The sequence below is a fragment of the Burkholderia sp. RS01 genome (genome assembly GCF_039748055.1).
GTDB lineage: Bacteria > Actinomycetota > Actinomycetes > Actinomycetales > Micrococcaceae > Arthrobacter.
The window spans coordinates 108,821-132,456 of record NZ_JBDLAK010000009.1; the positions used below are offsets into that span (position 1 = coordinate 108,821).

Consider the following 23,636-nt stretch of genomic DNA (forward strand, 5'->3'; position numbering starts at 1 on the left):
AGCCCCGAAGTTTCTTCGCGGCGCGGGCTAAATTCTTGTCCAGTCAAGGTGGCGGCATGACACCTTTCATCGGTCCAGCCGGCCGCGTATCGGCTGCTTTGTGACGTCCTACGGCCGCAAATTCAGCGGCTTGATCTCCGCACCATCCTTGATCAGGCCCAGCAGATCATCCTGCCTGGCCTGGCCCAACGTCAGCCGGTACTTCGCGAGGCAGGCCAGCATGTGCTTTGTGCGTGGCACGTCACGGCTGAGAGGGTGGTCCAACAGCCGCCGCTCGATCTTGTGCTCTCCCCGGTAAATCCAGTGTGGAGCGAACTCATTGTTGTCATTCTCTGTCAGTGCGGCGACCGAGTCTGTGGCCACCGTGAAGAGGGATTGCCACGGATCAATGACGCCCGGCTTCAGAATGTCGCGACCATGCCGGCTGGCAACGTTCTTCCGCACTGCATGCCCCAGGTACCGGTGCACGCGGCCTTCGCGCTGTTCGAAATCAACGGGGTTGCCAGGCACGTTCCAGTGGATGACGGAATGCGCCCACCAGTGGAAGTCGATGCCTTCCTGGCCCACGGACGTCGACGCCAGAACGAAAGGCCAGAACGGGCTATTGAAGGCCCGCCGAACGTCGGGCATGCGGTTGCTGTCGCCGTCGTCCGTTTTGGCGTTGCTGTACCGGACGGCGAAACGGACGCCCATGCGGAGATCTTCGTGGGATCCATCGGGATACTTGGCGAGCATCTGCGCCGGCTTGAGGGACAGGGAACGCCGGATGTCATCGGCCAGCGCCCACAGTTGCTCGTTGGTGATCTCCCCGGGAGCCTGCTGACTGCGGAGCTGGAAGACGTACTCGTCCAGCACCGCCTGGAGGTTTCCGGCCTCGCAGTAGCGCAGGACCTTTTGCCAGTAGGCGGCTTCGGGGTAAAGCTTGTCCAGCAGCTCTGAGACGTCGAGGCGGTTGAAGAGTGCACGCAGGCCGGTGGCAGCGAAGACGGCAGCCTTCCACAGCTCAGCACCGTCGAATTCGTCCGGAACGACTCGACCCAGGGCGCGGTATATGCAGTTGGCGGGGGAGTTGACGGCCAGGTCTTCGACGCCGTCGTCCCATCCTGCCGGATCACCGACGGATGTTTGCGCCATCCGGTCAATGTGGGCCAGATACAGTCCGGCTTCTGAGCCGGAGTCTTGGTCTGCGCCGCCTGCGTCTGACGTTTTGGAGAGCTGCTGGGTGTACTCGTCCAGATTCCGCAGCTCTTTGGTGGCCAGCCGGGCATCGTTTTTCCACTCTGCCGGCAGGGTGCCGGGAACGGAGAAGTAGGAAGCCCAAACACCGAGGCGGCTGGCGGGGTCGACTACGGCGCCGCCCACCATGGACTTACCGGCTTCCGCGGCAGCTTCCCGCACAGAGTTGCCCTCCACGGCGGAACCCTTCATCGAAGCACGTTCCAGTGGATCACCCGCAAGTGCCAGTGAAGCATGAGGGATGAAAAGCGCAAGAGCTGACATGGTCTGAGGCTCGCCGTCACGGACGTTGTAGCGTAGACGCCCTGCGAATTTACGGCGAGCCTCGGCCGTGTTCTCCCCGTGCCGCGGCGAGCCTTCAAGAATCTGCCGCTCGGCCTCGTAGGAGAGCATCGTAGTGATCGCCGTCGGGGCGGCGTTCCACGCGGAGAAGACCAGCTGCTTGGTGACATCGGGCCCCACTTCGGCGAACGCGCCGGAAGGCTCAACGTAGGGGAGCGACGGCGGCATCCACAGCAGCTTCCACCAGCCCTGGCCGACGGTGTGGTCGCGGACGGCCCTGAACTTGGCGTTGTCGGTCTCCACAGCGCCATAGCGGCGATAGGTATCCGGATCGATCGTGGCAAGGGCCGGCAGCACCGGGTCAACAGCCTCGCGGTCACAGTGGATCCGACCGTCCAGCATCCTGCCGACCTTGTAGTCAGTCAGGAAGTGCGCGAACATCGGCACGGACTTCCAGTACTCCATCGGGCTGCCGGTGCGCGCCGCGCGGAACAGCGCGGACAGGGATTTGTAGCTGGAGAGGTCCCCGGCCCGAACATCGGTGGGTGCCATCTCGATGACGGACAGCATGTCGTCCTTGCCGAGCTGCGGCCGCTCCGTCCGGCACATAAACATCTTTAGGCCGTCCTCGATGCGATGCGTCAGCGCATCGTCGGGAATCTGCTTTAGCAGCTGTGTCCGCCGGTCATCCAGATCCGATTCAAGGCCTTCCATGTACCCCGGACGCTCACTGCTGAGGAAACGCAACAGCTGCCGGAAGTCTGCGGCGTGGTCGTCGCCGTCGGCCTCGTTCGCTCCCGTGTGCGCCTTGTACGGCGTGGCCGACAGCAGGATGAGCTTGGCGCCCTTGTAGTTCAGGAACTGCCGGGCGAGCTCTGCCGCTGGATCCTCGTCGTCGGGGGCGGTGCCGGGGGAGTAGAGCAGGTCGCGGAAGCGCTGGAACTCATCCAGGATGATCAGGTCAGGTTCCAGGCAATCCAGTCCGGCCTGGGCGAGGTCGCCCCGGAGCCCGCCGATGATTTCGCTCATGCGCGGACGGACCGTGTCCGCCCCGTCGCGCGTCGCCTCGCGCAGAGCCTTGCGGAACGCCGGCAGGTTGCCGCTTTGGTGGGCCAGCGTGCGGAAGCGGTTCCGCACTGGGACGGCGAAGCCGTTTGGGAACTGCTCATGCATGTACTGGACGCGGCGCCCGAAACGCTGGGCGGAGGCGCCCGCACGGAGAAGCTCCACGGCGGTGGGATGCTGGTCGTCGTCGATGACGCAAAGCTGCGTCAGGATCCGGAAGAGCACGGCCCGTTCCTTGGCCTGGCCCGTGGCCCCGCCGACGTTGAACGACGTGCCCGGAGTCAGTGAGATGAAGTTGACCCGCTTCCGGGTCCCCGGCGCGGCCGGTGCGTTGAGTTTCGCCAGCTCGGTGGGCAGCAGTGTCAGCCGCCCGGACTCGATGATGTCCCTCTGGCCGGTGACGTTCAGCCGGCCGAGGTTCTGCTTGGCCAGGTCGGCATTGGAGCAGACATAGATGACGTCGATGCGGTCCGCGCCGGAGTCCCGCTGGTCGAGCCGCTCAATCGCTTTGGAAATGACGCCGCGGGCCACCATGCTCTTGCCCAGGCCGGTTTCATCCGCCACCAGGAAGCGGTCCGCCGGCTGGTCATCCAGATACAGGCGCTTGAAGACGTGTTCCACGGTCCGGCGCTGAAAGCCCCGGAGCCCGTCCAGCGCGGGCGTTGCGTCAAACACCATGAAGTACCCCCATGTCTAATGCCTCGGTGGCTGCCGTCCACAGTGCGTGCAGCTGCTGAATCTCCGGATCATCGCCGCGAAGGGCGAGCAGACGGTCCATCACGACCTTCAGGTCCGGAAACACGGACATAGCGTCCGGACCGGCCATGGCGCCCACCATCGCTTCAAACAGTCCGGCGGCGGACCCGTCTCCGAACCCGGAACCGGCGAACCAGCCAGTGCCGGTTCCGGACCCCGGCAGCGCGTCTTCCGGAGTGAGGAACAACAGAAGGAACTGGCGGAGCTTCTGCGGGTCATCCAGCTGGCGGGCGATGATCTCGTCCAGCCGCCCCGCAGGGTCGGTGCGCAGGCTGCCCTGGATCACAGTGCTCTTGGACAGCCCGGCTTCCGGGTCCTCCAGCGACAGCACCAGGTACGGGGTCACGTCTGCGAGCGGTATGCCATGAAAGGCATGTTCGTGCTGACCGCCGGAAGGTTCGACGACGGCGCTCGGCTGGGGGAGCGAGAGGAGCCGCAGCTTCGCGGTGAACTCGGGCTTCGGTGACCAGTCGTGTGAGACGGTCACCGTGAACGTGTTCTTGGCTCCGTCATCGGGGACGGCGTCGAGGAGGAACCCGTGCGCTGCAGCGTCCCGCAGGGCGTTCTCCAGCCGGAAGGCAGCCTCGTCCTCTTCGGTTCGGGTTTGGCCGCCGGTGCCGTCATAGACCGCGAAGGGAACGTCCTTCAGACTCTCCCTGATGCGCTGAACCCCAAGGCGCTTTTTGGCTCCCCGCATTTCCAGCAGGAACTCCACATTCTTGGTGAACCCAGCATCGGTGGCGTTGGCGGAACCGAGAAGGGCATAGGTGAAGTGGTCGTAGTCGCAGAAGTAGGCCTTGGCATGCAGGCCCGTCAGGTCGTCGGCGACGCGCTGGATTCCTGATTCGTCCTTATCGCTCAGACCTGAGTCCGCCGACCCGGGGATCCCGAGCTCGTCAAAGGCCTTGAAGGATGTCCGGGTATCGGCCACAGTTTTCTCGTCCAAGAGATCCAGCTGGTCGCCCCGCGAGTAGACGTAAAGGTTCTCCGTCCAGCGGTCCTGAAGCCGGCCGACCAGCCTGTCATCGAGGAAGGGCGAGATGACCAGCTTGTCCCGGCCCAGGAAGGCGGCATCCCCGGTCTTGTAGTTGAGCGCGATGAAGTTCTCCGGGTCGCGGAGGTGAGCCACGATCGATCCTTGCTCGAATTCTTCGCCCATGCCCATCGGCCGAAAGGCCAGGCGGTGGATGTCGTCCGGCAGATCCCAACGGACGTCCTCCAGCCGCGAGGCGAGGCCGCGCACCCTGGCCAGCCTGGCGGCGTCGGGCTTCACGGTGCAGAGGTCCGGCAGTCCGGCGATGAAGCGCGCCAGTGGGCCGCTGTCCGGGCCGGCATCTTGGGTGCCCTGCACAGGTTCGCCGTCCAGCCGGACGAAGAGGTCCCAGCTGGCGTCGGTGGTGAGGTTGCGGCTGCTGCACAGGAAGCGGTAGCGGCGCTCGGTGTCGTTCTCGAATTCCAGGAGCCAGACCTTGGGGTGGAACAGCCCGCGCTTGACGCTGACCTGATGGACCATCGGCTCCAGCAACGCGAGCAGGTCCGACGCGTCCGAGGGCGCCTTGATGTGGCCTGCCTGGCAGAAGATGTCCACACGGTCGGAGACCTTGCGCAGTGCGCTGAGAACCGCCACCGGATTGGTGAATTCTTCTCCGGAACCTGCCACGAAGCTCAGCGGTACCGACAGGGCGCTGGTCATGTCCAGGGTGAAGGTGGTGCCGACGGCGTGGGAGAGCCGGAACCCGGCCGGCGGGCGCAGCTGCTGGGTGAGCGCCTGCCTGTTTGCTGCCTCAAGCATGTGACTGACCTTCCAGTGCGAGTCCAGCGTGGATGTCCAGGACGTTCCTGCGGACCTGTGCCCAGCGGAAGGACAGAGAGGCGACCTGCGTTGGCGATTGCCAGGCTCGGAGCCGGCGCTCGTTGCGGAACCGCGAGTTGGATTTCTTCATCAACTTCTCCCGGGTTTCGACGGCGGCACGAAAGTCTGCGTTGTCGTTCAGTTTGCCGGGACTCAGGGCTGCCGTAAGCATGGCCCCCGCGAAGTCGGCGGTGTTGCTGTTGATGCTGTGGTTCAGTGCCCTGGCGCGGCTGAGGTAATCGTCGACGTCCCAGCCGGCGAGGAGGTCGCGCTTGCTGTCGCGCTGGTCCTCCCACGCTTCCAAGAGCACTCGCGTTGGCCGCATAGTGTCCGCTCCAGCGGAGAAGACGCCGGCAGAGAGCTCGGCAAGGAGGTGCTGGTAAAGGATCGTGGCGCCGTTGTGGATGAAGGAGAACGCTTCAGCGTCCTTGAGCCACTGCGCGGGTTCGCCCTCCGCGCTGCGGCACGCCGGGTCCAGCCAGGGAGCCCAGAAACTGCGCTCGGGGCTGACTTCGGACCCAACCACGTGGGCGAGCATGGTGCCCGGGCAGGTGGTGAGGATGCGTTCCTGGAGCCAGCGGGCTTCTTCGTGGGACAACTTCAGTCCATTTTCGTCGGACTGCGGGAAGCCTTCCGGCGGCTTCGGAAGACTCGGGTCCCAGATGCAGTAGGCGTTCCCACCTTCCTCAGGGGAGGGAGTGTCTGCGCACATGAGCTGCGCGACGGCCGAGCGGTCTGTCTCGGGATTCACGATCCCGTAGCGGCGCAGCGCCGACCAGTAAGCCGACGAAGGAAGCTGCCGCACGTTCCGGCCGGCGTCGCGGCCGATGTAGCTTTCCTCGCCTAGCTCCTTTAACCGGCCGATTAGCTGCCGCTCTGATTCCTCAGATCGCTTCCGTAGGTCATCTGGGTTTCTGGTCCCGCGATGTGCAGTGAGGTATGACCAAGGGACAAGGATCATGTAGCGGGCGCCGAGGTGCAGGACGGAGGTGCCTGGGAACAGGCTGTTGCTGATCGCATCCCGGAGCTGGCCCATGCCGAGGTCGTCCGTGGTTTCCAGCGTGCCGAAGAGCTTGACGAGCTCGCGCATCTTCGAGTTTTCCTCGGTTGACGCATCCAGCCAGGAGATCAGGGAAGTCATGTGCTTTATGGACTCGCTTCTGCACTGGTGGCGAACGGTTTGCGGTGGTGGGGGCCTTCGTGACCACGAATTGGCCCCACTGTGACGATAGGGCACACGGACCCCAGCGACTGCGAAGCTGCGACAATATTGGCCAAATCCTTCGGTTTGGCGGCCACCTTGTTGATGCTCCAGCCCACGCAGAGCGAAAGGTCTCCTTTCCGCAGCAGAAAGTCCAGGTGCGCGTGACCATCATGAACCACAGCCAGCCGGCCACATGAAGCTGCGAATATGGCCGCCAGCTCCGGTGACTGTCACAGGTTCCTCATGACTCCATCGTGTCGTCAGAAAATGACGGCGGACTCCACTAACCTTAGGGATGTATTTCGCAGACGATCGCGTTGGTGGGGCGAGGGCTCCACGCAGCACCTATAGAACACGGGAGTTCACTGACGCATGACCCTTTCCGATGCTCACGAGGGTAACTTTGCCCTGGGGTCACTGCGTACGACGGCCAGCCATACGATCGGCATCCCGCATCTGATCGAACTCCTGCGGGTCGTTCCGGCGGACGCGCCCCATGAGCGTTATCGCGAAGCAGTCGTCGACGAGAATGTGCTCGGGCGCCCGACCCATACCGGCCGCCAACGCTCGTTCCGCCACCTGCGTGAACTCTATTTTTTGGATCCCGAACGACCTGACTTCGCGGCGATGCGTCGCCTTTGGGACGTCGATCCAGAGGCCCGCCCGCTGCTCGCAGGAATCCTAGCATTCACGCGCGATGGCATCTTGCGCGCCTCATTTCCAGCGATCCAACAAGCGCCCGTCGGCTCTATCGTCACCTCCAGCGACCTAACGAAGGCTGTGACTGCTGTCTACGAGGCGGAACTTTCTGGGGAAACCCTTGGCAAGACAGGGCGCAACACGGGCGCTTGCTGGACGCAGACCGGCCATCTCGTCGGGAGGACGAAAAAGGTCAGGCAGACGGTCGAGTCGTTTCCGGCGGCCGTCGCGTTCGCGGCCTTCCTTGGTTACCTTTCAGGCAATCGTGGTGTGAGCGTCCTCGAAACGCCTTGGGCGGCGTTGCTCGACCTTCCACCTGGAACCGGGCTAAGTGCTCTGCAGACGGCCCACAAGCAGGGTTTGATCGATCTCCTGGTCGCTGGGAACGTGGTCGACCTCAGCTTCCCACTCTTCGACGGGACTCGCGGATGAGCCGCGTCTCTGACCTCCTTGATGCGTATGCCGCAGAGTTAACCCTCCCGTGGCGGGCTGGCCTGTCCGGAGGCGAACGTGTCTGGATGCTCGTCTACCCGCCGGATCTAGAGCGTTCGGTGCGTGCAGCCCTGCCCCGACTGGAATTGGCGACTGGCGAAGCCGGCCATGGTTGGCACCAGATAGACATAACTGACAACCTCGGCCGTTGGCTCGCCCGGCATCGCTACGCCGAAGCGTTCTTCGAGGAACCCAGCGATCTCACGGCCGCCATCATTGACCAGTTCGAGTCCGATCTCGTCTCCGAGGTTCGCGAGCGACTCACGGCAGCCTCAACGAACGACGTCGTCATTCTCGTGGGGATTGGGTCGATCTTTCCGTTCCTCCGAGCGTCGAGCGTCATCAAGGCGATCGATGAGGAAGTGAACGGGCGACTCCTTGTCCTGTTCCCAGGTCTCCACGACCCCAGCACACATTCGTTCCGTTTGCTCGACGCCCGCGACGGATTTAACTATCGCGCCCGCGTCATTGACCCCCAGAAAGCCATCACATGACCATCAACAACGAGCTTTTCACTCGCCGCCCGCTCGACTTCGAGATCCCGAATGACGGGGTCACCAACGTGGACCGGCCTGACGGGGCTAATCAGTGGAAGGTTCTTGAGTACGAGCTCACAAGCTTTGTCTGTGAAGGCGAGTATGAGCGCGGCCTTGAGCGCATCCTCGACTCCTACATCCGTCACCGCGGAAGCACGACCCAGCCAGCGGTATGGGTCTCGGGCTTCTACGGCAGCGGCAAATCGCACCTCGTCCGAGTGCTCCAGCATCTGTGGGCCGACACCGCCTTTCCGACCGGAGCCTCAGCTCGAGGCCTGGCGAATCTTCCTCAAGGGTTCAAGGACCAACTCCTCGAACTTACGACCATCGGCAAGCGCGACGGGATTGCACCCTGGTCTGCGGCGGGCGCGCTGGATCGGAGCGGTGACACCCTCAACTCGGTGTTCGTGTCCATCGTCCTTGGTGCTGCCGGCCTGCCGACTCGCGTCCAACCCGCACAGGTAGCTCTCTGGCTTGCCGGCAAAGGCGATCTCGATTCAGTTCGAGCACACGTCGAAGCCAATGGCGGGGACTTCGTCGAGGAACTGAGCGAGTACAACCTCAGCGCCCGACTTGCCGACGCCATCCTCGCTGTCGACCCCGGTTTCGCTACAACCGGCGCGGACGTGCGAAAGGCCCTGCGCAGTCAATTCCCACCGGATGCGCGCTCACTGTCTACTAACGAGACGATCGCCCTACTTCGGAAGGTTCTCCAGCACGTTGGTGGCGGCGTTATCCCGCCGACTCTGATCGTGCTCGACGAGGTCCAGCAGTACATCAGCGGCGACGGCGGTCGAGCGATGGAGGTGCAGAACCTTGTCGAGTCTGTCTCGCGCGAGCTCGATGGACGGGTGCTATTCGTCGCGACCGGTCAGCAAGAGCTCACCGCTGACGCCACGCTGCAGAAGATCCAGGACCGTTTCACCGTCAAGGTTGTCCTCAAAAACCAGGACGTTGATGCAGTTGTTCGGCGTGTGCTGCTCAACAAGGAGCCTGCCGAGCGACCGGGGCTCGACAAGGCTCTGGCCGACGCCGCAGGCCCAATCTCTCGGCAGCTCGTCGGCAGCAAGATTCAGCACACGGCACAGGACAACAAGGATCTGTCTGAGGATTATCCGCTCCTTCCCAGCCGCCGTCGTTTTTGGGAGAGCGTTCTTCGCCAGGCTGATGCGGGCCGGGCTGGGCAGCTCAGGTCCCAGCTTCGGATCGTGCATGACGCAAATCGTCTGGTTGCACTGAAGCCCGTCGGTACGGTGGTCGGGGCGGATTACCTCTATTCAGCGAAGCATGAAGATCTCAACGGTGCTGGCCTGCTCCTGAAGGAGACCCAGCGCCTGATTCATGAGCAGGGACAAAAGGACCCGCTTCGAGGACGCATCCTCGGCCTGGTCCACCTCATCAGCTTGCTTCCGACGTCAAAGTCTGTTGACATCGGTGTTCGGGCAACGGCAGACCATCTCGTGGACCTCCTTGTAGAGGACCTCGCAAATGATGGCGCACGCCTCCGCCAAGATATTCCCGCCTCACTTGACGCACTCACGGAGGAGGGAATTCTCCAGCGAGACGGCAACGAGTACCGACTCCAGACGGCGGCTGGCAGAACCTGGGACGAGGCGTTCCGACGTCATTCGGCTCAACTGACCGATAGCGAAATCAGCACGGAGCGTGACTCTATGCTGCGTTTGGAAGTCGAGAAGGCCCTTCCCGCCTCGATCCGTCAGGGCCGGGCTAAGGAGGCAAGAAAGATCACCCTCCACACTGACCCCTCCCAGCCTCCCGCCACCGGCAACATTCCTGTCTGGTTGCGCTCGGAGTGGGACGACGGAATCACTGCCAAGCAGTTTGAAGATCTCGCCCGTGGCCTCGGCTCCAGCTCTCCGATCGTGCTCGTTCATCTGCCCAGGGCCCAGACTGCGGCCTTCGCCACGGCCTTGCGTAACCAGATGGCTGCACAGCGAACGCTCGACCAACAGGGCTTCCCGCAGGACGACGAGGGCAAGCAGGCTCGGCGTGCGATGGAGTCCCGCCTCGCCCGTTCCCAAGCGCAGGCCCGAGATTACGTCCGAGACATCCTCAGCAAGGCTGGCGTCATGCTTGGCGGTGGGTCTGCCCCTGCGGGCATCGCTCTTCGTGACCGCATTGAGAACGGTGCCCTGTCGGCAGCGACGCGGCTCTTCGACAAGTTCGATGTCGCGGACGACTCGCGTTGGCCGCAGGTGCTCGACCGAATTAAGAAGGGTTCGGGCGCAGATGCGCTCAAGACCGTCGGCTACGACGCCGATCCCGAGCAGCATCCGGTCGTGAAGGAAGTCCTCAGCAGGATCGGGGGCGCCGGCACTCCCGCCAGCGATGTCGAGAAGGCTGTCTTGTTTGCACCCTTCGGTTGGCCGCGCGAGGCCCTCATGGCAGCGATCGGGGTACTGCTCGACAACGGACTGATCAGAGCCACCATCAACGGCTCCGACGCGACCAGGCACCAAGTCTTGTCCCAAACCAGACTCGGTACAGTGCATCTCAGGCGAGAGTCGACAGTCCTCAAGGCGGCGGAAAAGATCGCGGCTCGGAGCCTCCTGAACAGACTCGAGGTGCAGGCTGACAACGAAACGTTGGTTCTGGCGGCCGAGCAAGCGGTGAGCAAACTCGCCGAGCGGGCCACCACCCTCGCTGGGGCAGCCCCGTTGCCTGACATCGCTCTTCCTACTGGCATCGAGGCAGTGCGAAGCGCATCCGGCAACGACCGCGTACACGCGCTCCTCACAGTAAAAGACGAACTGGCGGACTTCGCCGAGCGATTGCGGACGCTGGAGCGGCGTCGCGCACCTAGGCTTGAGGCTCTGAGAACTGCCCGAGCTCTCTCGGAAGCCGCTGGAGGCCTCCACAGTGCAGCCGAGGCGCGCGCGCGGCTCCAGGCCTTCGAGAGCACTCGGGAGCTGCTCGCGGACACCGACCAGATCAGTCCCATAGTGACCGATCTCGCCGGTGCTGTGCGTGACGCGGTCCACCAGGCCGCGGAGTCCTTGGAAAAGGCCCGCCAGTTCGCGGTTGACGGCTTACTGCACCAGCAGGCTTGGTCTGCACTCCATCCGGAAAAGCAGGAGCAACTCCTCGCCGAGTACAGCCTTGCACCTGAGGCGAAGCCAGAGCTCAGCGACGCTCAGGCTGTACTGAAAGCGGTTCAGCACCGTCCGCTCTCGTCCTGGGACGCTGTTCTCGACGCAGTGCCCGCGCGAGCCTCTAAGGCGCTTGAGGCCGCAGTCCGACTGAGCGCACCCAAGGCCGGCATCGTCACTGTTCCTGCAGCCAGCCTAAGCAACGCAGACGAGATCGACGCATACCTCACCGACCTTCGCGTACGCCTCACTATGGCACTCGCCGCCCACAACACAGTGATGGTGAAGGGCTGATGGGACACGTTCTCAACGCTGACCAGCGTCGCCACCTTGACACAACCATTCAACGTGCCCGTACGGCAGCGGAGAAGGCGGCCGCAGATGCGCTGCACGCTCTTGCTGTCGCTGAGCCGACCCGCCCGTCCTACCTTAGCGGCGGTGACAACGTCTTGCGGCTCGCCCTGCGCGAGAAAGCACGACAACTCGGAGACGACACTGTGCGAACGGGTGCACCTCTGACCAACTTGGTCCGCGAGGTTGCTTACGAGCAGTGGCATCGCCTCTTATTCGCACGCTTCCTCGAAGCCAATGGCCTCCTGCGTCACCCCGAGTTTCGCGATACGTCCCTCACGTTAGAAGATTGCGCGGACCTCGCGGACGACCTCGGTGAGCCGGACGGCTGGTCAGTCGCCGCTCGCTTCGCGTCCGAGATCCTTCCAGGTGTCTTCCGACTAGATGATCCTGCAGTTCAGGTTCGAATCGCTACCGAGCACCGAGTTCAACTTGAACGGATCCTCCTCAGCCTTCCCAGAGAGGTACTCGTCACCGAGGACGCCCTTGGCTGGGTCTACCAATTCTGGCAGACGGCGGAAAAGAAGCGCGTCAACGAGTCGGGAGTCAAGATCGGCGGAGCCGACCTTTCACCAGTGACACAGTTATTCACCGAGAACTACATGGTCCGCTTCCTGTTGGAGAATTCCCTCGGCGCGTGGTGGGCGGACCGGCACCCCAATTCCCCGCTGGTCGACTCATGGGAGTACCTCCGCCGCCTTGACGATGGCACACCCGCCGCCGGAACATTCGCCGAATGGCCAAAGACCGCCGCCGAGGTCACCGTTCTGGACCCCTGCTGCGGATCAGGACATTTCCTAGTCGCCATGTTCGGCATGCTTTGGCGTATGAGGGCTGAGGAAGAAGGGCTCTCGCCGGTCGAGGCACAGGACGCGGTGCTACGAGACAACCTCTACGGACTGGAATTAGACCCCCGCTGCACTCAGCTGGCCACGTTCAACATCGCACTCGAAGCCTGGAAACAAGGCGGGTACCGCGACCTCCCCGCGCCACAGATCACCTGTTCGGGTGTGCCAGTTCGTGGAACACGAGGCGAGTGGGAAGCCCACGCCGGTGATAACGATGAGCTCCGAAGAGTGCTCGTGGGGCTTCACTCCCTTTTCCGGAACGCTGACACCCTCGGGTCGCTCATTGCCCCCAAGTCGTCAGACGCTGGTGACGCCCTATTCGGACGCGATCTGAACGTGGGCGCTGGCTGGGAGTCGGTTAGGACCGCTCTCGGTCAGATATTGCGGGCTGAACAGCGCCACGAGACAGTGTTGGGGCATGCGGCCGACGACGTCGTGCACGCCGCCGGGTTACTGTCCCGAACGTATACGCTGGTGGCGACGAACCCGCCGTTCCTCAATGACCAGAAGATGTCCCCAATTCTCCTCGGGCACTGCAAGGCGGGTTGGCCGGATGCTGCCGCCGAACTGGCAACGACGTTCATTGCGGCATTCAAGAGTCGCTTGGGCCCTGGCGGAGCGATGGCATTCGTGTCTCCGAACAACTGGCTGTATCTGAAGCCGTATATTACCTTCCGTATGAAGGCACTCCGGGGTCATGAAATTCCAGTAATGGCTCAGTTGGGGCCCAACTCTTTCGCCGAACTTAATGGCGAGGTCGTCAAACCAATTCTCTCAATCCACGTGCCAGGCCGACCGAGCGACGCGATGTACATGCTTGATGTCTCGGAGCACCGACCGGACGAGCGTGGGAATGCACTCCGGACAGAACCCCCTTTCATCACAACGGGAGCGACCCAGCAGAACAACCCGAACTCTGCAATCACTTTCCGTTCAGCGCAAGCAAAGCACTATTTGAGTGATTACTGCACTGCCCATCTCGGCATCTCCACAGGAGACAACAACCGATTTGCACGGAAGTTCTGGGAATTCGCCCGCCAAGAACCCGGGTGGGAGAGGATAGTCGGAACAGTGTCAGTCAGCTCCCCTTACAGTGGGCGTTCTGAGTACCTGAAATGGCAAGACGGCACAGGCGAACTTTATGACTTCATCACGGAACGACTCGGGGATGGACGCCAAGGTTCTTGGATCCGGGGCCGTGGAGCATGGGGAGGCCAAGGAATCTGTGCATCTCGGGCAGGAACCTTTCCCACAACAATCTATTTTGGCGAGTTGTTTCTCGACGGGGCTGCCGTACTCATTCCCAAAGATGTGGGTCATCTGCCGGCGATATGGCACTTCATGCAGTCGCCTGAGTACGCACGTTCCGTTCGGGCAATCAACCAGAAAGTCATCGCCACAGTTTCCAGCTTGCCGAAAGTTCCGTTTGACTTGGAGCGCTGGGAGAACATCGCTATCGAGGCGGGCCCACTGCCACCAACAGCGTCACAGGACCTCACCCAGTGGCTCTTTAAGGGGCAAGTCGAAACCTCGGACATGCCGTTGCAGGTCGCGGTAGCCCGTCTGCTTGGTTTCCGCTGGCCGGACCAGGAACCGGACCACCTCGATGATTTCGCCGACAGCGACGGCATCGCCGCGCTGCAATCACTTGCGGGCGAGCCCGACCTCGCTAGTCGACTGCGGGCGCTACTCGCAGTCGTTTACAGGGATGAGTGGTCAAGCACCCGTGAACGCGCGCTGGTCACGGAAGCCGGCGGCAAGAACGGTCGATTGGAGGACTGGCTACGGGATGCCTTCTTCGCCCAGCACGTCAAGGTCTTCAATAACCGCCCGTTCCTGTGGCACGTCTGGGACGGCCGTAAAGACGGATTCTCCGCGATCGTGAACTATCACCGCCTCGACCATCCAACACTAGAGAAGCTTACCTTCGGAGTCCTAGGGGCGTGGATCGAGCGGCAGAGGCACGAGGCCGAAGCGGGGCGGGCGGGTGCGGACACGCGCCTTACCGCCGCCGAGGACCTCCAACGGCGCCTCAAATTGATCCTCGAGGGCGCTCCGATACATGACGTCTACGTGCGATGGAAAAATCTGCATGAGCAGCCGATCGGCTGGCACCCTGACCTAAACGACGGTGTGCGCCTCAATATCCGGCCATTCGTCACGGCCAGAGTACTGCGTTCCAAGGTTAATTTGCATTGGAACAAGGACAAGGGCACCAACGCTGACGGGTCCGAGCGTATGAACGATCTTCACCCGACTCTTGAGGAGCGCCGTGAGGCACGACGGCTGGCAGGAGCGCAACTGTGACCGTGGTGCGAGCCGTTGTTGCGCACGCTCTGCGCGACGCAGCGAAATACAACGCGGACTCGGGTGCACCCCCCGCAGCCGTGTTCTGGCCTGATCCGGATCGTGCGTGGGAGCCGGTGATCGGCCTTCTCCAAGAGGCCGTCCCGATCCTCGTACTGGGCGATTATGACACCGCGAAAGCCCAGGGGCCCGCGATATGGGTTCGCGCGGTCTTAGCAACCTCGGAGTCGGTGGACCTCCCAGCACATCTAGCCGAGCACAGCGACAAGAACCCGTGGGTGATCTACCTGCCGGGTCTCGGTCGAAGTTCACTTTCGGACGTCACCAGCCCCGACCCGGCGGTGTCGTCCCTTGTTGAAGTTGCACTCCGCTCCAACTGGTGGCCGTCCGCGCATGGGCAGACCCCATGGACGCCACAGTCCTTCCTGGGCTCGAAGAGCGGAGTTGGCCTGGATCTCGCGGGGGATGTAAAGACGAGGTCGGCGCTTGAGAGCGTGCTCGACCGTCTGCTCGCAGAGGACGTCGACGAGCTACGCCGCATGGGTCGCCTTGATGCCGCACGGCTGCACTCACTCGTCATGTCCGACAGCGTCCGCACCTTGCTGGAGTGGTTGGACAATCCCGACAGCACTCGCACCGCACTTCAGGGAGCTCGTTGGAACGCCTTCGTCGCGGTGTGTCGCACGACGTACAACTTTGATCCAGCCAAGGATGGTGCCCTCATTGCTGCCGCACGTCTCGGGACCCGGGAAGGCGCTTGGGGTGACGCGTGGGCTCGGTTTTCGGACAACCCTCGTCGTTACCCCAACATTCCTGCCACACTCGATCAGGCTCGTCCCCAAGGTGATCTCTTCGGCAGCACCGATCCGCATCCAGACTCTTGGCCTTCGTGGAACGTTGAGCAAGAGGATGGCCTCCGCAAGTCTCTCGCCGCCCTGGCCGTTAGTAACAACCCCGATCAGGTGCGCGCATCGGTGCGGGAGTTGGCTACCGTCCACCTCCGCCGCGAGGAGAGCATCTGGAGCGAGCTCGGGCAAGCCCCGTTAGCGCGGGCGACGGGCTTGTTAGCCGAGCTTGTAGATCTGACTGCCGCGGGCGCAACGGGGACTGATGTGCCCTCCCTCATGACTTGGTACGCGGCTGACGGCTACAAGGCCGATGACCTGGCGCTCCGCGCCATCGCCACCTCGCCGACCGCAGCAGACCGTGGCGCTGTGCGCAAGGCGCTCCAACTCATTTACGACCCCTGGGTAGAACAAGTTGCTCGCACCTTCCAGGCTGCGGCGACTTCCGGATACAAGGGCCAGGTTGGCCTCGATGTCCAAGCAGGCACTTGTGTCGTCTTCGTTGACGCCCTCCGATTCGACCTCGCACAACGGCTTGCGAAGCGGCTCGCATCCCTAGACACCGCCATCTCCCCGCGTCTTGCAGCGTTCCCCACCGTTACCCCGACGGGCCAGCCGGCCGTTGCGCCCGTGACAGCCACATTCGGGGCCGGCCAAGCGTTCGATGCGGCCGATGCCCAAGGGCGCTCGGTGAAGGGGCAGGTTTTCCGGGCAGCCCTGTCCGACGCGGGAGTCCAGTATCTCGACTGGAAGTCCTCTGAGACTGGACAGGTCAACGGCATTGGTTGGACCCAGACCAACACCATCGATGCGCTCGGCCACGACCACGGGCATGCGCTGTCCGACATGGTCGATCAGCAGCTCGATCTCGTTGCAGAACGAATCCGAGGTCTTCTCGCGGCAGGCTGGCGACACGTCGTCGTCGTGACCGACCACGGCTTCGTCCTGCCAGCGGGTCCTGCGCTGAAGGTGACGTTGCCCCTCGCGGTCACAGAAGGCGACGCCGCCCGCAAGCCGCGAGTCGCTCGGCTGAAGGCCGGGGCGGCGCGGCCTAACTTCCCGATCATCCCGTGGACCTGGGATGCGTCAGTCGACATGATCAGCGCGCCTGGAGCCGCTGCCTTCGAGGCTGGAACCTACTACGAGCACGGCGGCCTGAGCCCGCAAGAGTGCGTCATCCCGGTCATCGAAGTTTCTGCCCGAGAGGGTGCAACGGGGCCCGCACATATCGAGGGAATCCGTTGGACGGGGCAGCGCTGTCGCATTGATTTTGAGCCCGCGCAGGCAGATGTCGTGGCAGAGGTTCGGCTGTCCCCCGGGGACCCAAGCAGCACAGTCGGTGGCCCGAAGCCGCCATCCGAGCCGGGAGAGATCAAGCTGCTCGTCGACGAGGACCAGGCGGCTGATGGCACTACGGCATACGCTGTGCTGATCGGGCCAGACGGTGCGGTTATCGCACAGCACCAAACAACGGTAGGAGGTGCCGAATGACCGAAGCGATCATCCTCGACCCGATCGACGAGCTGGCGGCGTCGGTCTTTGAGGGGTATGTGGTCCGTAAGGACCTCGCTCAGCAGTTCAAAGGCGCCTACCCGGTACCGACCTACGTCGGTGAGTTCCTCATCGGTCGCTATTGCGCCACCACCGACCCCGAAGAGATCGAAGAGGGGTTGCAGATCGTGCGCCGGCTGCTCGCCGACCGCACCGTACGGGCCGGGGAGGAGGAGCTTTTCAAGTCCCGTGCTCGCGAACGCATGACGATCAAGCTCATCGACCTGGTCAAGGCACGGCTGGACGCCAAGGCGAATGCATACCTCGCCGAGCTGCCGAGTCTCGGTCTCAAGGACGTCCGCATCGACGACGCCGTAGTCCGTGACAACGAACGCATGCTCACCGGTGGCTTCTACGCCGAAGTGGACCTCTACTACGACGCCGTCATAGCCGATGAGAACAACGGAAAGCCCTTCGCCATCGGGTCGCTTCGTCCGATCCAACTCTCGACCCGCGATTCACTGGCTCGCTTGGCTGAAGGCCGCTCACGCTTCACGACTGAGCAGTGGAAGCACCTCCTGCTCCGGTCTGTGGGGTTCGAGCCGGAGAAACTTACGGACCGCGAGCAAGACGTTCTCTTGCTACGGATGGTCCCGTTCGTCCAGCGCAACTTCAACATGGTTGAGCTGGGACCTCGCGGTACCGGCAAGTCACACCTGTTCCAGCAAGTCTCGCCGTACGCCCATCTCATCAGTGGTGGCAAAGCGACCGTCGCCCGAATGTTCGTCAACAATGCGACCGGCCAACGCGGGCTGGTGGCCCAGTACGACGTCGTCTGCTTTGACGAGGTCTCAGGCGTCTCCTTTGACCAGAAGGACGGCGTCAACATCATGAAGGGCTATATGGAGTCGGGTGAGTTCTCCCGTGGCCGAGAGTCGATCCGAGCTGATGGGTCCATCGTTCTTGTCGGAAACTTCGAAGTGGATGTCGCTCACCAGCAGAGGATCGGTCATCTACTCTCGCCCCTTCCGCCTGAGATGCGCGATGACACGGCGTTCATGGATCGAATCCACGCGTATCTACCGGGGTGGGACGTCCCGAAACTCAACCCTTCGTACTTCACTCACCACTTCGGTCTAGTGAGCGACTTCCTCTCCGAGTGCTGGTCCCGCCTCCGCGACCAATCGCGGCTGGCATCCGTCCAAGGACGGGTTAACTATTCCGATGCCCTCTCTGGGCGGGACCTGTCTGCGGTCAATAAGACGGTCGACGGTCTACTGAAGCTGGTCTATCCGGATGCCGAAGCGCAGATCCCCGATGAGGACCTGGAGTGGGCAGTCCGCATCGCGCTCGAATGTCGGCGTCGTGTCAAGGAACAGCAACGACGCATCGGTACGGCAGAATTCCGCAACACCCAGTTCGGCTACCGGATCGGCGAAGGCGTTGAACAGTTCGTATCAACCCCGGAGCTCGCAAGCCCTGACTCGATCGGCTTGGACCCACTCCCGCCAGGTCAAGTGTGGGCCATCGCCGAGGACGGCGGAGGGATCGGCCCAGGCCTCTACCGCATTGAGGCGGCGGACACTCCAGGTGCGGGGGCATCCGGGTTGCTCAACCAGGCAGCCCCAGCTCCACTCCGCGAAAGCTTCAAAGTCGCGGAGCAAAACCTCATTGCCCAAGCACGCACTCTCGTCGGCGAACGCAATCCCCGCGAACACAACCTCACAGCGCAGGTCCGGGCACTTGACGCGGCGAAATCGGGAGCAGGGCTTGGCTTGCCGATCCTTCTTGCACTCACGTCCTCCATGCTTCAGCGATCCGTTCGTGGCGGCCTGATCACGGTCGGTAATCTCTCGCTGGGCGGTGGCGTCGAGACTGTGCTCAACGCGGCCGCTCTCGCCGAGCATGCAATGGAGAAGGGCGCGTCGGCGCTCCTGCTTCCCGTATCGGCTCGTCGGCAACTCCTTGACGTCAGCGACGAGGTTGCAACTAAAGTTTCGTTCTTGTTTTATAGCGACGCTCAAGACGCGCTCGTGAAAGCACTAGACGAGTGACGCAGACATGTTGGGTGTTCTCACACCGGCAGCTACCTGAGGCCGCGGGGAAGAGTCGTCCCAACGGCAGATCCTCCGGCAGCAGCTCGTGTCGCAAAAGGTAAGAAGAACTCGGGGAACCGGCCCGGGGGCTCTCCGGCGGGGGTCCGCGGCGGCAGCTGAGGCACACGACGACCTCTCCCTGTAGTGTCGTTCCATTACTACTAAGACCCAGGGAGGCGCGTGTGGTTCGAGCGGAGAATGGGACTCTGGCGGGTGTTCTGGAGGGCAAGAAGCAGTACCAAGTTCCGCTCTACCAACGCGTGTACTCGTGGGGCAAGAAGCAGCTTGACCAGCTGTGGTCGGACGTCGTGGAGCTGGAACGCACTCTTTGCGACGATCCGAAGGCCTCACACTTCATCGGCTCCCTCGTGCTGGCAAGCAGTCCTGACTTCGGCGCCATCGGCGTCAACAAGTTCCTTGTCGTCGACGGCCAGCAGCGCCTGACCACACTGACCCTCCTTCTGGCTGCACTCCGCGATCACTTATTCGAGACCGGGGATAAGGATAAGGCGAGTGGCATCGACGCGCAGTACCTAATCAACGTGTTCGACACCGGAAAGCCACTCAAGATCGTGCCGACTCAGGCAGATCGGCCCGCCTACATGGCGGTGCTCAACCGTGCGCCTCAGGCTGGCGGGGAGGATGCCGTTGGGGACGCGTACCGATTCTTCCGCTCGAAGATCGCGGCGGCAGATGACCCTGATGACCCACACGATCTTGAGCTGCTCGAAGCCGCCGTCGTGCGCGGTCTGGCGCTCGTCGTCGTCACAGCTGAACCGTCCGACAACGCCCACCGCATCTTTGAGTCTTTGAATAACACCGGCCTTAGGCTGACGCAGAGTGACCTGCTCAAGAACTATTTGTTCATGCGGCTCGGTGATCGCGCAGAGATGGTCTACGACAATATTTGGCTTCCTCTGGAGAGGAAGCTCGACTCAGCGAACCTCGAACTGTTGTTCTGGCTCGATCTCGCTCAGCGCGATGAACGGGCGAAGCAGTCGAATACATACGTCGGACAGCAACATCGGCTTGAGAAGCTCAAGACCATCGACGAGGTAGAGGCTGAGATAGTCCGTATCGCCGAGCTGGGCGACGTGCTCGCGACAATTCTTAAACCTGCGGAGGAGAAACACGCTGAGATACGCCGTCGCCTCACCAGGATTAAGGACTGGGGCTCAACAACTGCATATCCCGTGGTGATGCAGATCCTTGCCCGCCGCGCTGCCGGTACGGCTGCTAACGATGAGGTCGTGCGAGCGCTGACGTACCTGGAGTCCTACTTCGTGCGGCGTGTGGTCATCGGGCGCGCCACCGCTAACCTGAACCGAACACTTCTCCAGGCTGTAGCTGCGATCAGTGACGCGGATTTCATCGACGTCGCGCTGCGCGAATACCTGTCCCGTGGCCGCAAGTACTTCGCAACTGACCAGCAGGTTCGGGAGGCCGCTCAGACGATTGCCTTTTACTGGCAGGGTCGTGGGGCGCAGAAAAAGCTCATTCTGCAGTGGCTTGAAGAGGCCTACCGGCCGAAGGAGATCGTCGACCTGGACCCAAAGCACCTGACTATCGAACACGTCTTACCCCAAACGATGATTGATTCCGTGCGCGACGCGTTTGCGCAGGGTTTCAGCGCGGACGCCGACATCAACTACGAACACGAGCGTGTCGTGCACATTCTCGGCAACCTCACTCTCAGCGGGTACAACAGCGAGCTCAGCAACAAGCCTTTCGATGAGAAGCGCGAGTTGCTCGCGAAGAGTGGGGTGTCGATGAACCAGGCAATCGCTGCGCACGCCAGATGGGGGGTCGACGAGATCAGCGCACGTAGCGCTGAGCTAGCCGAGAAGATTATTGAGCTTTGGCCAGGCCCAGACGAAAGCATCATCGCTGTGGGCGATGAGCCATCAGGCCTGCGCAGCCAAGTTGCCGCAATCGTCGCCGAGATTCCAGCAGGGCGCTGGACTACTTACGGCGACGTCGCGATCGTTGCCGGCACTTGGGCCCAGCCGCTGGCTGCGATTGTGGCGAACTTCCCAATGGCTAACGCTTGGCGAGTCCTTCAGAGCGGCGGAACGATCTCGCCCGGTTTCCGGTGGACTGAACCTGGTCGCGACGACGATCCGCGCCTGGTGCTTGCGGAGGAAGGGCTCACGTTCGATGCAGAAGGACACGCTGATCCTGAGCAGTTCATCGGCGCAGAAGAGCTCGCGGAAGCCGCCGGCCTCGACGTCGACGCGGATGCCGTCGCCGCACGCCGCACGAAGATTAAGCCTGTTGCCAGATCCGGAAAGGAGGTGTCAGTGAAGGATGCCCAGCTTGCGTTCTTCGAACGGGTACGTGACTACGGCCTTGCGAACGCCACGAACATCGGCGCTTGGCGCAAGCCCTCCCCACAGAACTGGTATGAGGTGAGGATCGGAGATCCCCATGGGCAGATCTTGCTTCAAGTGAACTCCCAAAAGAAGCTCGTCGCCACGATCTTCTGGATCGACCACGACAAGGACCTCTATGCGGAGTTGCTGGCCCAGCGCGACGCCATCGAAGCCGATTTCGGGTTCGCTCTCCAGCGGGACGACAAACCTGACCGCAAGGCGTCATGAGCCGTCCCGGCGACTTCCTGGACGAGACTCAGTCACAGGAACTCGTGGAGTGGCTCGTGACAACGGGAGCCACGTTCGCGCGGGTTTTGTCGAAGTACCTCGGACGACTTCCCCTCGTGTGAGAAGGTATATCGGGCGCCCGATATGTCCCACTCAGCCAGTGCCTGTTCTAGAAGCCACCCTTGCTCAGTTGTAGGCGCGGCGGGGACGTTGTTTGCGGACCAGATCCGAGCCGACAATAGTTGAGGCAGGTGAAGTTAGTCCACCTTGGGGCCGTTGGCCCAGTTGCGGTGCACGTCGCCGGTGAGGACCACGGCGTTGCGGACGTTCGCGTCCACCCAGCCCTGGGTGATGCGGCGGCGCGAGGCGGCGTAGCCGTCCCACCCGTCCATGGAGACGTCGTCGATCTCCGGCGCGGCGTTCCGGTCCGTCTCGGCGAAGAAGACCTGCTGGCCCAGGACGTTTCAGCGCTGGGTGGAGTTCTTGAAGCCATCCAGCCGCAACTCATCCTTAGAACAACCTGTCGGACCCTGCTTGCTCGGAAGCCCTTCGATTACGGGCGGCCTTGGCACTCAATGGAACGAACTTTTCAAACGAAGGCAAGGATCGGTAGATGTGGTCCGCGAGCTCGGCTGCCCACGCGTCGGGCGAGTTGAGGTAAGAGCCTGTGGCCTCAGGGCCTACCCAGCCCAGATTCACCAAGTGGCGCAAGACCTTGTTCGTAATGGCCTTTGCATCTGGAACGCGGGTTCGTTCGACTGAGACATCATGTTCAGGATCCAGCAGCGGCAACGGCTCTTCCCGGATGCGAACGACCCTATAGCCGGCATCGATTAGCCTTTCTGTTTTTCGCTTGTCACGCGTTTCGTGGGCTTTGCCATGGTGTGAGTACGAGCCGTCGAATTCGACGGCAATCCGCAAAGTCTTGATCAGGATGTCGACGCTGTGCGGTCTGTTGTGGCCTAAGTCCAGACGTTCCTGTTTGACGGGATCCACATCCAGAGGAAAGACTGCCGCAAACTCGCATGCCAGGGCGATGTCAAACCTGGATCGTATGACGGGTGCGCACCATTTGCAGCCGTCATCGTCCAGCGCACGGGCACGTACAGTCGTTGCCCAAACGTGGGTGGAGTCTTTAGGGCATACCCACCAAACTCGGCGACTGCTACCAACCGTCACCATTGCAGGCGTCAACGGTTCGTTCCTTGTGGGGTGCCACTGCATAGCTAGCTTGGGTCGGTTGGGGTCCAGAAGGTTGCTGTCTGTTGGCCGTTTTCCATCGCAGAGCGGGCATCCGGCTCCGTTAGCAGGTCTGGAGCTCACGGCGGCTGTCCACCTATGCGACTCGTCATTTCTGCAGATCCACGCAGCTTTGTAGTCGCTGCCGCTGGACACCTCATCGGGCCGTTTGGTGTTTGCTGGATCCCATTCGGCGGCCAGAACGGGTCGCGTTCCAGCCACGCTGTTGGATTCGTTGACCTGTTTCCCGGCGCAAAAGGGACACCCACGGCCGCGGAAGCGCGAGGCAGGAGAAGCGGCGTATTCGTGGCGCCTGTCTTTTGGGCAGGTCCACCACACGTTCTTGTTGGACTGCGGCAACACGTCTGCCGGCCCAATACCGAGTTCGGACTTGTTGCGTTGGTAGTGCCAGGTCGGGAGAAGGTCCGGCCTAGCTAGAGCAAGATTGTCGAGGCCGCTCGCTTTCATGCCCCTGCAGGCGGCGCAGCCGTGACCTTTCGTTCGCACGAATGGCGCCGTACGCCACGAATGTCCGTTGTCGCATAGCCACCAGACTTGGCGGTTGCTCCCCGGTCGCACGTGAGATGGAGGGAATGAATTCTTGGCTTCATCCCATTGTGCAGCCAC

13 protein-coding genes are annotated in these 23,636 nt (G+C 62.4%); 8 read left to right on the forward strand and 5 right to left on the reverse strand.

Features of this window, described 5'->3' with window-relative positions; all coding sequences use genetic code 11:
• Positions 1 to 108 precede the first annotated feature (108 nt).
• The 3 genes from ABFP37_RS10485 to ABFP37_RS10495 are packed head-to-tail and all read right to left on the reverse strand — an operon-like array spanning position 109 to position 6,332.
• The gene (locus tag ABFP37_RS10485; protein ID WP_347033531.1) at positions 109 to 3,261 is read right to left on the reverse strand and encodes a DEAD/DEAH box helicase; all 3,153 of its coding nucleotides are present in this window, start codon (positions 3,259 to 3,261) and stop codon (positions 109 to 111) included.
• Complete coding sequence (locus ABFP37_RS10490; RefSeq protein ID WP_347033532.1) at positions 3,251 to 5,131, reverse strand: phospholipase D family protein; 1,881 nt, start codon at positions 5,129 to 5,131, stop codon at positions 3,251 to 3,253. Before ABFP37_RS10490 ends, ABFP37_RS10485 begins: the two co-directional genes overlap by 11 nt.
• Entirely contained in the window at positions 5,124 to 6,332 is a 1,209-nt protein-coding gene (locus ABFP37_RS10495; RefSeq protein WP_347033533.1) for a DUF6361 family protein, read from the reverse strand. The genes ABFP37_RS10490 and ABFP37_RS10495 overlap by 8 nt, the downstream gene beginning before the upstream one ends.
• 435 nt (positions 6,333 to 6,767) lie before the next feature.
• Between ABFP37_RS10495 and ABFP37_RS10500 the strand changes: the two genes are divergently transcribed.
• The 8 genes from ABFP37_RS10500 to ABFP37_RS10535 all read left to right on the forward strand — a co-directional run bounded on the left by ABFP37_RS10500 (position 6,768) and on the right by ABFP37_RS10535 (position 21,892).
• Positions 6,768 to 7,526, forward strand: a complete 759-nt coding sequence (locus tag ABFP37_RS10500) for a hypothetical protein (RefSeq protein WP_347033534.1) — start codon at positions 6,768 to 6,770, stop codon at positions 7,524 to 7,526.
• Positions 7,523 to 8,080 (forward strand): BREX protein BrxB domain-containing protein, encoded by a 558-nt coding sequence (locus ABFP37_RS10505; RefSeq protein ID WP_347033536.1) that lies wholly within the window; start codon positions 7,523 to 7,525, stop codon positions 8,078 to 8,080. Before ABFP37_RS10500 ends, ABFP37_RS10505 begins: the two co-directional genes overlap by 4 nt.
• Positions 8,077 to 11,526, forward strand: a complete 3,450-nt coding sequence (brxC, locus tag ABFP37_RS10510) for a BREX system P-loop protein BrxC (RefSeq protein WP_347033537.1) — start codon at positions 8,077 to 8,079, stop codon at positions 11,524 to 11,526. Before ABFP37_RS10505 ends, brxC begins: the two co-directional genes overlap by 4 nt.
• Positions 11,526 to 14,738, forward strand: a complete 3,213-nt coding sequence (locus tag ABFP37_RS10515; RefSeq protein WP_347033538.1) for an N-6 DNA methylase — start codon at positions 11,526 to 11,528, stop codon at positions 14,736 to 14,738. The genes brxC and ABFP37_RS10515 overlap by 1 nt, the downstream gene beginning before the upstream one ends.
• Positions 14,735 to 17,074 (forward strand): BREX-1 system phosphatase PglZ type B, encoded by a 2,340-nt coding sequence (pglZ, locus tag ABFP37_RS10520; protein ID WP_347033539.1) that lies wholly within the window; start codon positions 14,735 to 14,737, stop codon positions 17,072 to 17,074. Before ABFP37_RS10515 ends, pglZ begins: the two co-directional genes overlap by 4 nt.
• Positions 17,071 to 19,128: a protease Lon-related BREX system protein BrxL gene (gene brxL, locus ABFP37_RS10525; RefSeq protein WP_347033540.1), complete on the forward strand. Its 2,058-nt coding sequence runs from the start codon at positions 17,071 to 17,073 to the stop codon at positions 19,126 to 19,128. Before pglZ ends, brxL begins: the two co-directional genes overlap by 4 nt.
• A gap of 224 nt (positions 19,129 to 19,352) precedes the next feature.
• Positions 19,353 to 21,770, forward strand: a complete 2,418-nt coding sequence (locus tag ABFP37_RS10530; protein ID WP_347033541.1) for a DUF4268 domain-containing protein — start codon at positions 19,353 to 19,355, stop codon at positions 21,768 to 21,770.
• Positions 21,767 to 21,892, forward strand: coding sequence for a hypothetical protein (locus ABFP37_RS10535; protein WP_347033542.1), 126 nt, complete (start codon positions 21,767 to 21,769; stop codon positions 21,890 to 21,892). The genes ABFP37_RS10530 and ABFP37_RS10535 overlap by 4 nt, the downstream gene beginning before the upstream one ends.
• A 135-nt stretch (positions 21,893 to 22,027) precedes the next feature.
• Here the strand turns inward: ABFP37_RS10535 and ABFP37_RS10540 are convergent, their stop codons facing one another.
• Complete coding sequence (locus ABFP37_RS10540; protein WP_347033579.1) at positions 22,028 to 22,228, reverse strand: alkaline phosphatase D family protein; 201 nt, start codon at positions 22,226 to 22,228, stop codon at positions 22,028 to 22,030.
• 52 nt (positions 22,229 to 22,280) lie between these two features.
• Positions 22,281 to 22,766 carry a DUF559 domain-containing protein gene (locus ABFP37_RS10545; protein WP_347033543.1) on the reverse strand — a complete coding sequence of 162 codons (486 nt, stop codon included), beginning with the start codon at positions 22,764 to 22,766 and terminating at the stop codon, positions 22,281 to 22,283.
• Positions 22,767 to 23,636: the final 870 nt, after the last annotated feature.